General features: G+C 71.2%; 10 protein-coding genes. All 10 read left to right on the forward strand.

Annotation, left to right across the window (positions count from 1 at the left end; translation table 11 throughout):
* Positions 1 to 5 precede the first annotated feature (5 nt).
* The gene (pyrR, locus tag KK097_RS14915) at positions 6 to 605 is read left to right on the forward strand and encodes a bifunctional pyr operon transcriptional regulator/uracil phosphoribosyltransferase PyrR (RefSeq protein ID WP_250893317.1); all 600 of its coding nucleotides are present in this window, start codon (positions 6 to 8) and stop codon (positions 603 to 605) included.
* Entirely contained in the window at positions 605 to 1,579 is a 975-nt protein-coding gene (locus tag KK097_RS14920) for an aspartate carbamoyltransferase catalytic subunit (protein WP_214545312.1), read from the forward strand. The genes pyrR and KK097_RS14920 overlap by 1 nt, the downstream gene beginning before the upstream one ends.
* Complete coding sequence (locus KK097_RS14925) at positions 1,576 to 2,934, forward strand: dihydroorotase (protein WP_214545313.1); 1,359 nt, start codon at positions 1,576 to 1,578, stop codon at positions 2,932 to 2,934. Before KK097_RS14920 ends, KK097_RS14925 begins: the two co-directional genes overlap by 4 nt.
* The gene (locus KK097_RS14930; RefSeq protein ID WP_214545314.1) at positions 2,931 to 3,494 is read left to right on the forward strand and encodes a PH-like domain-containing protein; all 564 of its coding nucleotides are present in this window, start codon (positions 2,931 to 2,933) and stop codon (positions 3,492 to 3,494) included. The genes KK097_RS14925 and KK097_RS14930 overlap by 4 nt, the downstream gene beginning before the upstream one ends.
* Positions 3,491 to 4,690: a glutamine-hydrolyzing carbamoyl-phosphate synthase small subunit gene (carA, locus tag KK097_RS14935; protein ID WP_214530916.1), complete on the forward strand. Its 1,200-nt coding sequence runs from the start codon at positions 3,491 to 3,493 to the stop codon at positions 4,688 to 4,690. The genes KK097_RS14930 and carA overlap by 4 nt, the downstream gene beginning before the upstream one ends.
* Entirely contained in the window at positions 4,690 to 7,983 is a 3,294-nt protein-coding gene (gene carB / locus KK097_RS14940) for a carbamoyl-phosphate synthase large subunit (RefSeq protein WP_214545315.1), read from the forward strand. Before carA ends, carB begins: the two co-directional genes overlap by 1 nt.
* Positions 7,984 to 7,994: 11 nt before the next feature.
* Positions 7,995 to 8,879 carry an orotidine-5'-phosphate decarboxylase gene (gene pyrF / locus KK097_RS14945; RefSeq protein ID WP_307858405.1) on the forward strand — a complete coding sequence of 295 codons (885 nt, stop codon included), beginning with the start codon at positions 7,995 to 7,997 and terminating at the stop codon, positions 8,877 to 8,879.
* On the forward strand, positions 8,876 to 9,799 hold the full coding sequence (gene gmk / locus KK097_RS14950) for a guanylate kinase (protein WP_307858404.1): 924 nt from the start codon (positions 8,876 to 8,878) through the stop codon (positions 9,797 to 9,799). Before pyrF ends, gmk begins: the two co-directional genes overlap by 4 nt.
* Before the next feature lie 27 nt (positions 9,800 to 9,826).
* Positions 9,827 to 10,090 (forward strand): DNA-directed RNA polymerase subunit omega, encoded by a 264-nt coding sequence (gene rpoZ, locus KK097_RS14955; RefSeq protein WP_017887186.1) that lies wholly within the window; start codon positions 9,827 to 9,829, stop codon positions 10,088 to 10,090.
* A gap of 5 nt (positions 10,091 to 10,095) precedes the next feature.
* A partial coding sequence (locus KK097_RS14960) for an S-adenosylmethionine synthetase N-terminal domain-containing protein (protein WP_307858406.1) occupies positions 10,096 to 10,241 on the forward strand: 146 nt, incomplete at its 3' end.

The following is a 10,241-nucleotide window of genomic DNA, read 5'->3' on the forward strand; positions in this document are numbered from 1 at the left end:
CTTTAATGCCGTCCAGTGAGGCGGGGAAGGGGGTCGACGTGGGAACCAGAACGGTCCTGCAACAGCCCGACATCACGCGTGCCCTGACACGCATCGCGCACGAGATCCTCGAAGCCAACCACGGGGGCTCGGACCTCGTGCTCCTCGGCATCCCGACCCGCGGTGCCGTCCTGGCGGAACGCCTCGGCCGGATCCTCGCCGGCATCGAGCCGGAGTGGGCCTCGGCGGCCGGCGGCATCGGGACGGAGCGTGTCGGCACGCTCGACGTCACCATGCACCGCGACGACCTCGGCCACGGCATCGGCCGCGCGCCGCACCGGACGGTCATCCCCGCCGGCGGCATCGACGGCAAGGTCGTCGTGCTCGTCGACGACGTGCTGTACTCCGGCCGCACCGTCCGTGCCGCGCTCGACGCGTTGCAGGGCATCGGCCGGCCGCGTGCCGTCCGGCTCGCCGTGCTCGTCGACCGTGGGCACCGCGAGCTGCCGATCCGTGCGGACCACGTCGGCAAGAACCTGCCGACCGCGTCCGACGAGCGGGTCACGCTGCACCTGGCCGAGACCGACGGCGACGACACCGTCTTCATCGAGCAGGGGGTGGCGTGATGCGGCACCTGCTCTCCACCGCCGACCTGTCCCGTGACCAGGCCGTCCACATCCTCGACGTCGCCGAGGAGATGGCCGAGGTGAACACGCGCGAGGTCCGGAAGCTCCCGGCCCTGCGTGGCAAGACCGTCGTGAACCTGTTCTTCGAGGACTCCACGCGCACGCGCATCTCGTTCGAGGCCGCCGCGAAGCGCCTGTCCGCCGACGTCCTGAACTTCGCGGCGAAGGGCTCGAGCGTCTCGAAGGGTGAATCCCTGAAGGACACCGTGCAGACCCTCGGCGCGATGGGCATCGACGGCATCGTGATGCGGCACGGCGCGTCCGGCGCCCCGCGGGTGCTCGCCGACGCCGACTGGATCGACGTGCCGGTGATCAACGCGGGTGACGGCACCCACGAGCACCCGACGCAGGCACTGCTCGACGCCTTCACCATGCGCCGCCGCCTGCACGGCGCCGGTTCGCGCGGCCAGGGCCTCGACGGCGTGCGGGTCCTGATCATCGGGGACGTGCTGCACAGCCGCGTCGCGCGGTCGAACGCCTGGCTGCTCCGCACCCTCGGCGCGAGCGTGACCTTCGCCGCGCCGCCGACGCTGCTGCCCGCCACGACGACGCCGTTCGGCGCCGCGGTGCACCACGACCTCGACGTCGCCCTGGCCGAGGACCCGGACGTCGTCATGACGCTCCGCATCCAGCAGGAGCGCATGAACGACGCCTTCTTCCCGAACCCCCGCGAGTACACGCGGCACTGGGGCCTGACGGCGGCACGCTTCGGGCGGCTGTCCGAGCGCACGCTGGTCATGCACCCCGGGCCGATGAACCGCGGGCTGGAGATCGCCGGCGTCGCCGCCGACGACCCACGCTCGACCGTCGTCGAGCAGGTCGAGAACGGCGTCTCCGTCCGGATGGCGGTCCTGTACCTCGCCCTGACCGGCAGCGCCGCCACCGGTACCGATTCGAAGGAGTCCGCCGTATGACCGCTCACCTGATCCGCGGCGCGCAGCTGGTCGACGGCTCGCGTGCCGACATCCGAACGGAGGGCGGGCGCATCACCGCGGTCGGGTCCGGTCTCGACGCGGCCGGCGCCACGACCGTGGATGCGGACGGCCTCATCGCCCTGCCCGGTCTCGTGGACCTCCACACGCACCTGCGCGAGCCCGGTCACGAGGAGTCCGAGACAGTCCTCACCGGCTCGCGTGCCGCGGCTGCGGGCGGGTTCACCGCCGTCAACGCGATGGCGAACTCGAGCCCCGTCGCGGACACCGCCGGGGTCGTCGAGCAGGTCCAGGCGCTCGGTGACGACGCCGGCTACGTGACGGTCCGCCCGATCGGCGCCGTGTCGCAGGGGCTGCAGGGCACCCACCTGTCCGAGATCGGCGCGATGGCGACGTCGCGGGCGAAGGTCCGGGTGTTCTCGGACGACGGCTCCTGCGTGGCCGACCCGCTGCTCATGCGCCGCGCACTCGAGTACATCAAGGGCTTCGGCGGTGTGCTCGCACAGCACGCCCAGGAGCCCCGACTGACCATCGGCGCGCAGATGAACGAGGGCCGGCTGTCCTCGGAGCTCGGCCTCGCCGGCTGGCCCGCCGTCGCGGAAGAGGCGATCATCGCCCGCGACGTCCTGCTCGCCGACCACGTCGGGGCACGCCTGCACGTCTGCCACGTCTCGACGGCGGGCAGTGTCGAGGTGATCCGCTGGGCGAAGTCCCGCGGCATCGACGTCACGGCCGAGGTCACCCCGCACCACCTGGTGCTCACCGAGGACCTGATCGCCGGGCACGACGGTGCCCCCGGGTACGACGCCCGTTACAAGGTGAACCCCCCGCTCCGCGCGAGCGAGGACGTCGAGGCGCTCCGTGCGGCCCTGGCCGACGGCACCATCGACATCGTCGCGACCGACCACGCTCCGCACACCGCCGAGGCGAAGTGCTGCGAGTGGCCCGCCGCCGCGAACGGCATGGTCGGGCTCGAGTCCGCACTCAGCGTCGTGCAGGCCGCCGTGGTCGACGACGGCCGGCTCGACTGGGCCGACGTCGCCCGGGTGCTGTCCGAGGCACCGGCGCGGATCGGCCAGGTCGAGGGGCACGGGCAGCGGATCGCCGAGGGAGCCCCCGCCGAGATCACGCTCTACGACCCGTCGGCCAGCCGCGAGTTCGCGGTCACCGACCTCGCCGGACAGTCGCAGAACTCGCCGTACCTCGGCATGACGCTGCCCGGCCGGGTCGTCGCCACCTTCCACCAGGGGTACGCGACGGTGCTCGACGGCCGGGTCGTCGACGCGGAGACGATCGCGGCGCACGCTGCGGCACTGCGGACCGGGGCGCGCGCATGAGCGGCGACGCGCAGCGCTGGCTCCTCGGCGCGGTGATCCTGCTCGCCGTCGCCGCCCTGTTCGTCGCCATGGCACGCACCTGGCGGACCCGGACCAAGCGGCAGGCCGAGGCCGTGCCTCCAGTCCGTGTGCCGGCCGACCTGGCACCGGCGGTCGGGTCGTGGGACGGGTTCACCGTCGCGACGACCCGCGCCGACCAGCCGCTGGAACGCATCACCGCAGGCGGCCTCGGGTTCCGCGGCCGCGGCGGGGTGACGGTCCACGCGACCGGCGTGGTGATGCGCCTCGCCGGTACCGACGACCGCTGGATCGCGCGCGACGCGGTCCGTGGCGCCGACCGCTCCACGTGGGCGATCGACCGAGTGGTCGAGCCCGGGGGACTGGTCCGTCTGCGATGGACGGCGACCGGCGCCGCAGGTGCGACGGACCTGGACACCTACTTCCGGTTCCCGGAGGGCGACGCTGCTGCGCTGCACGCCCTGCAGGGACTGACCGAGACCGGGCCGCAGGCGACTGCGGCCGATGCTCCGCGAACCGCGGGCGAAGGGAAGAACGCATGACACGCGAACGGGCCGTCCTGGTCCTCGAAGACGGCACCCGGTACGACGGCTGGGCCTACGGCGCCCGTGGGCGCACGCTCGGTGAGGTGGTCTTCGCGACCGGCATGACCGGCTACCAGGAGACGCTGACCGACCCCTCCTACGCCGGACAGATCGTGGTGCAGACCGCGCCGCACATCGGCAACACCGGGGTGAACGACGAGGACCCTGAGTCCCGTCGCATCTGGGTCGCCGGGTACGTGGTGCGCGACCCCAGCCGCGTGGTGTCGAACCACCGTGCGAACGCCACGCTCGACGAGCACCTGGTGCGCGACGGCATCGTCGGCATCTCCGGCATCGACACCCGCGCCCTCACCCGCCGCATCCGCGACGCCGGTGCCATGAAGGGCGGCGTCTTCAGCGGTGCCGACGCGGCGCTGTCGGAGTCGGAGCAGCTGGACGCCGTCCGGTCGCAGGCCACGATGGCCGGTGCGAGCTTCTCGGCGGTCGTGTCCACCCCGGAGACCTACGTCGTCCCCGCCGTCGGCGAGCAGATCGGCACGCTGGCCGTGCTCGACCTGGGCGTGAAGGCCTCGACCACCCGGTACCTCGCCGCCCGCGGATTCGAGGTGCACGTGGTCCCGCAGGACATCTCCGCTCGCGATCTGGAAGCCCTGGCACCGGACGCCCTGTTCTACTCGAACGGCCCAGGCGACCCCGCCGCGTCGGACGCACAGGTGGAACTGCTGCAGGACAGCCTGCGCACGGGCCGCCCGTTCTTCGGTATCTGCTTCGGCAACCAGCTGCTCGGCCGTGCGCTCGGCTTCGGCACCTACAAGCTGCCCTTCGGCCACCGCGGCATCAACCAGCCGGTGCTCGACACGACCACGGGCAAGGTCGAGATCACGAGCCAGAACCACGGTTTCGCGGTCGACGCGCCCCTCGGCGAGGTCCTCGAGTCGCCGGCCGGGTTCGGTCGGGTCGAGGTCTCGCACTACTCGCTGAACGACAACGTCGTCGAGGGTCTCCGCGCGCTCGACGTGCCGGCGTTCAGCGTGCAGTACCACCCCGAGGCCGCCGCCGGGCCGCACGACAGCATGTACCTCTTCGACCGGTTCGCGGACATGGTGCGCGAGCGTCGCGACGGGGAGCCGCTCGACGCGGCCACCGCAGACGCCACGACCCCCGCAGCAGACATCACCAAGGAAGCGAACTGATGCCCAAGCGCGCAGACATCAACTCCGTCCTCGTCATCGGTTCCGGCCCGATCGTCATCGGTCAGGCCGCCGAGTTCGACTACTCCGGCACCCAGGCGTGCCGCGTCCTCCGGGCCGAGGGCGTCCGGGTCATCCTGGTCAACCCGAACCCGGCGACGATCATGACCGACCCCGACTTCGCCGACGCGACGTACATCGAGCCGATCACGAACGCGTCGCTCGAGGAGATCATCCGCATCGAGAAGCCGGACGCCGTCCTGCCGACCCTCGGCGGCCAGACCGCCCTGAACGCGGCCATCGCGCTCGACGAGGCCGGCATCCTCGCGAAGCACGGCGTCGAGCTCATCGGCGCCAAGGTCGAGGCGATCCAGCGCGGCGAGGACCGCCAGCTCTTCAAGGAGCTCGTCCTCGAGTCCGGCGCCGACGTCGCCCGCAGCCACATCGCGCACACGCTCGAAGAAGCGAAGGAGTTCGCGAAGGACCTCGGGTACCCGCTGGTCGTCCGTCCGTCGTTCACGATGGGCGGCCTCGGCTCGGGCTTCGCGTACAACGAGGAAGAACTCGTCCGCTTCGTCGGCGACGGGCTGCAGTCCAGCCCGACCACCGAGGTCCTGCTCGAGGAATCCATCCTCGGCTGGAAGGAGTACGAGCTCGAGCTGATGCGCGACAACTTCGACAACACCGTCGTCATCTGCTCCATCGAGAACGTCGACCCGGTCGGTGTCCACACCGGTGACTCGATCACGGTCGCCCCCGCGCTGACCCTGACCGACCGCGAGTACCAGAACATGCGGAACATCGGCATCGACATCATCCGTCGCGTCGGCGTCGACACCGGTGGCTGCAACATCCAGTTCGCCGTCGACCCGTCCAACGGCCGCGTCATCGTCATCGAGATGAACCCCCGCGTGTCACGCTCGTCGGCCCTCGCGTCGAAGGCCACGGGCTTCCCGATCGCCAAGATCGCCGCGAAGCTCGCCATCGGCTACCGCCTGGACGAGATCGAGAACGACATCACGAAGGTCACCCCGGCGAGCTTCGAGCCGACGCTCGACTACGTGGTCGTGAAGACCCCGCGGTTCGCGTTCGAGAAGTTCCCGGCCGCCGACGCCACCCTGACCACGACGATGAAGAGCGTCGGCGAGGCCATGGCCATCGGGCGGAACTACGCCACCGCACTGCAGAAGTCGTTGCGCTCGCTCGAGAAGCGCGGATCGAGCTTCCACTGGGACACCCCGGCGGCCGAGCTCGACAAGGACGCCCTGCTGACGAAGTCGTCGATCCCCACCGACGGTCGCATCGTGACGGTCCAGCAGGCCCTGGTCGCGGGTGCCACCGCGGCCGAGGTCTTCGAGGCCACCAAGATCGACCCCTGGTTCATCGACCAGATCGTGCTCATCAACGAGGTCGCCGAAGAGGTCCGGGCCGCCGAGTCCCTCGACGCGGACACCCTGCGCTGGGCGAAGGAGCACGGCTTCAGCGACACCCAGATCGCGAGCCTGCGCAGCACGGACTCGGCGCCGGTCTCCGAGCAGCAGGTCCGTGACGAGCGGCACGCCCAGGGCATCCGCCCCGTCTTCAAGACCGTCGACACCTGCGCCGGCGAGTTCCCCGCCCTGACGCCGTACCACTACTCGTCGTACGACACCGAGACCGAGATCACGCCGAGCGACCGCAAGAAGGTCGTCATCCTCGGCTCCGGCCCGAACCGCATCGGACAGGGCGTCGAGTTCGACTACTCCTGCGTGCACGCGTCCTTCGCGCTGAGCGCCGCCGGGTTCGAGACGATCATGATCAACTGCAACCCCGAGACCGTGTCGACCGACTACGACACCTCGGACCGCCTGTACTTCGAGCCGCTGACCGCCGAGGACGTCCTCGAGGTCATCGAGGCCGAGGCGGCGTCGGGCGAACTCGTCGGCGTCGTCGTGCAGCTCGGTGGCCAGACCGCCCTCGGCCTGGCGAAGCCGCTCGAGGCCGCGGGCATCCCGATCCTCGGCACCAGCCCCACCGCGATCGACTCGGCCGAGGAGCGCGGGCAGTTCTCCGCCATCCTCGACGCCGCCGGTCTGCTCGCACCGCGGAACGGCACGGCCCACGACCTGGCGAGCGCGACCACGGTGGCCGAGGAGATCGGGTACCCCGTCCTCGTCCGTCCGTCGTTCGTGCTCGGCGGCCGCGGCATGGAGATCCTCTACGACTCCCCGTCGCTGGCGGACTACTTCGACCGGATGGCCGACCAGGCGATCATCGGCCCGGAGCTCCCGCTGCTGGTCGACCGGTTCCTCGACGACGCCGTGGAGATCGACGTCGACGCGCTCTTCGACGGCGAGCGGCTCTACATCGGCGGCATCATGGAGCACCTCGAAGAAGCCGGCATCCACTCCGGTGACTCCGCGTGCACCCTGCCCCCGGTCGGCCTCGGCCGCGCCGAGATCCAGGGCGTGGTGGACGCGACCGAGAAGATCGCCCGAGGCATCGGCGTGCAGGGTCTGCTCAACGTCCAGTTCGCCATCGGCGCCGGCGTGCTCTACGTCCTGGAGGCGAACCCGCGCGCCAGCCGCACGGTCCCGTTCGTCTCGAAGGCGCTCGGCATCCCGCTGGCGAAGGCCGCGTCACGCATCATGACCGGCACCACGGTCGCCGAGCTCGTCGCCGAGGGCATGCTGCCCGAGCGTGACGGGGCGTTCGTGCCGCCGCAGTCGCCGGTCGCCGTGAAGGAAGCCGTGCTGCCCTTCCGTCGCTTCCGCACCCGTGAAGGTCAGGTCGTCGACTCGGTGCTCAGCCCCGAGATGCGCTCGACCGGCGAGGTCATGGGCATCGACCGTGACTTCCCGCGGGCGTTCCTCAAGTCGCAGGACGCCGCGTACGGCGGCCTGCCGACCAGTGGCACGGTCTTCGTGAGCGTCGCCGACACCGACAAGCGCGCGATCGTGCTGCCGGTGCACCGTCTGCAGCAGCTCGGCTTCACGATCATCGCGACCGAGGGCACGGCGGAGATCCTCCGCCGCAACGGCATCGAGGTCGGGATCGTCGGCAAGTACAGCCAGGGCGGCGAGAGCGTCGTCGACCTGCTGACGCGCAACGAGGTCGACATCGTCATCAACACGCCGTCGGGTGCCGCCGGTCGTGCGGACGGGTACGAGATCCGTGCGGCCACGGTCGCCGCGGACAAGCCGCTGTTCACGACGATCGCGCAGATCGGCGCGGCCGTCGCGGCGATCGAGACGATCGGCACGCCGCTCAACGTCCGCAGCCTGCAGGACTACGCGCTCGAGCGCGCGACCTGGTGACGGCTGCCAGCGTGGGCACGACCCGCTCAGGAGGCCCGGCCTCCTTCGGCGATCGGCTCGCGTCCGCGATGCGCGAGCGCTCACCGCTCTGCGTCGGCATCGACCCCCACGCCGCCACCCTGGCGGCGTGGGGGCTCGCCCGCGACGAGCGGGGGCTCACCGCGTTCGGCGCGACGCTGGTCGACGCGGCCGCCGGCCGTGCGGCGATCGTGAAGCCGCAGGTCGCCTTCTTCGAGGCGGCGGGGGTGGCGGGCTACCGCGCGCTCGACGCGACGATCCGTCGGGCACGCGATGCGGGCCTCCTGATCGTCGCCGACGTGAAGCGGGGCGACATCGGGACCACCGGTGACGACTACGCGCTCGCGTGGCTGGACCGTGACGGGCCGTTCGCGGCCGACGCGATGACCGTGTCGCCGTACCTCGGCTACGGCTCGCTCCGGGGCACGATCGACGTCGCGCGCCGGAACGGTGCCGGGGTCTTCGTGCTCGCGGCGACGAGCAACCCCGAGGCCCGGGTGCTGCAGACCGCGGTGCTGGCCGAGGGGCCGCGTACCGGCCGGACGGTCGCTGCCGGTATCGTCTTGGACGTGGCAGACGACAACCGGTCCGTGGGCGATCAGGCCCTCGGCGACGTCGGGCTCGTGCTCGGCGCGACCCTTCACCTCGACGACTTCGGCATCGACGCGGACGCGATCGGCACCGCGCCGGTCCTCGCCCCGGGCTTCGGCGCCCAGGGCGCCCGCATCGAGGACCTCCGCGCGCTGTACGGCAGCCGTGCCGAGCAGGTGCTCGTGAGCGAGTCCCGCGGCCTCCTGACCGACGGTCCGGACGGCGTCGCGGCGCTCGTCGCCGACCGTGCCGACCGCATCCGTACCGCTCTGGTGGCGGCAGCGTGACCGACGAGCACGAGGGCCTGCCTGCCCACCGCACCCCGCCAGAGGTCGACCGCGTCGCCGCGGCGAAGGCCGCCGTCGCCGCGCGACGCGCCCGGGCCGCGGTGAAGACCGCGATCGCGTCGGGGGAGCGCTCCGCACTCGACGTCGCCCGTGCCGCCTGGGACGACTCGCTGGTCGAGACGACCTCGGCCGAGCGTTCGCTCCGGGTCCGTGACCTGCTCGTCAGCCTGCCGGGCATCGGCCCCGCGCGGGCCGAGGCGATCATGGGGTCCCTGCGCATCGCACGGTCGAAGCGCCTCGGTGGCCTGGGCACCCGGCAGCGGACCGCCCTGGCGGACTGGCTCGCCGCCCGCGGTCGCAAGCGTGGCGCCTCGAAGCTCGTCGTGCTCGCCGGACCCACCGCGGTCGGCAAGGGCACGGTCAGCGCGCACATCCGACAGCACTACCCGGACGTCAACCTCAGCGTCTCCGCCACCACCCGGAAGCCCCGTCCCGGCGAGGTCGACGGCGTGCACTACTACTTCGTGGACGACGCCGAGTTCGACCGCATGATCCGCGACCGCGAGCTGCTCGAGTGGGCGACCGTGCACAACTCGTACCGCTACGGCACCCCGCGCCCGCCCATCGACCGCGCGCTCGACGCCGGCGAGAAGGTCATGCTCGAGATCGACCTGCAGGGTGCCCGGCAGGTCCGTGACGCCATGCCCGAGGCGGTGCTCGTGTTCCTGCTGCCCCCGACGTGGGAGGAACTGGTGCGCCGGCTCATCGGCCGCGGCACCGAATCCGCGGAGGAACAAACGCGTCGTCTCGAGACCGCGAAGGTCGAGCTGGCCGCGCAGGACGAGTTCGACGTGCGGATCGTGAACTCCGATGTCGGCACCGCGGCACGTGAGGTCGTAGACTTGTTCTCTGCGCCCTGACGGGTGCACTGACTTCGAGGAGACACCATGGCCAACCCCCAGGGCATCATCGACCCGCCCATCGACGACCTGCTCAGCAAGGTCGAGTCGAAGTACGCGCTCGTCATCTTCGCGTCCAAGCGCGCCCGCCAGATCAACGACTACTACGCCGACCTGCACGAGGGCTCGCTCTTCGACAACGTCGGACCGCTCGTCGACTCGACGATCGACGACAAGCCGCTGTCCGTCGCGCTCCACGAGATCAACGAGGACAAGCTCACCGTCACCAAGCAGCAGCAGCCCACCGACTGATCCCGGTGACTGCAGCTGCTCTCCGCCTCTTCACGTCCGAGTCGGTGACCGAGGGGCACCCCGACAAGATCTGTGACCAGATCTCGGACAGCATCCTCGACGCACTGCTGACGGTCGACCCGAACGCGCGCGTCGCCGTCGAGACGATGGT

Source organism: Curtobacterium flaccumfaciens (assembly GCF_018598405.1).
GTDB classification, from domain to species: domain Bacteria; phylum Actinomycetota; class Actinomycetes; order Actinomycetales; family Microbacteriaceae; genus Curtobacterium; species Curtobacterium aurantiacum.

Coding starts and splice junctions, on each gene's coding strand:
- KK097_RS14930 (WP_214545314.1), top strand. CDS start 2,931: ATGAGCGGCGACGCGCAGCGCTGGCTCCTCGGCGCGGTGATCCTGCTC.
- pyrR (WP_250893317.1), top strand. CDS start 6: ATGCCGTCCAGTGAGGCGGGGAAGGGGGTCGACGTGGGAACCAGAACG.
- carA (WP_214530916.1), top strand. CDS start 3,491: ATGACACGCGAACGGGCCGTCCTGGTCCTCGAAGACGGCACCCGGTAC.
- rpoZ (WP_017887186.1), top strand. CDS start 9,827: ATGGCCAACCCCCAGGGCATCATCGACCCGCCCATCGACGACCTGCTC.
- KK097_RS14925 (WP_214545313.1), top strand. CDS start 1,576: ATGACCGCTCACCTGATCCGCGGCGCGCAGCTGGTCGACGGCTCGCGT.
- carB (WP_214545315.1), top strand. CDS start 4,690: ATGCCCAAGCGCGCAGACATCAACTCCGTCCTCGTCATCGGTTCCGGC.
- KK097_RS14920 (WP_214545312.1), top strand. CDS start 605: ATGCGGCACCTGCTCTCCACCGCCGACCTGTCCCGTGACCAGGCCGTC.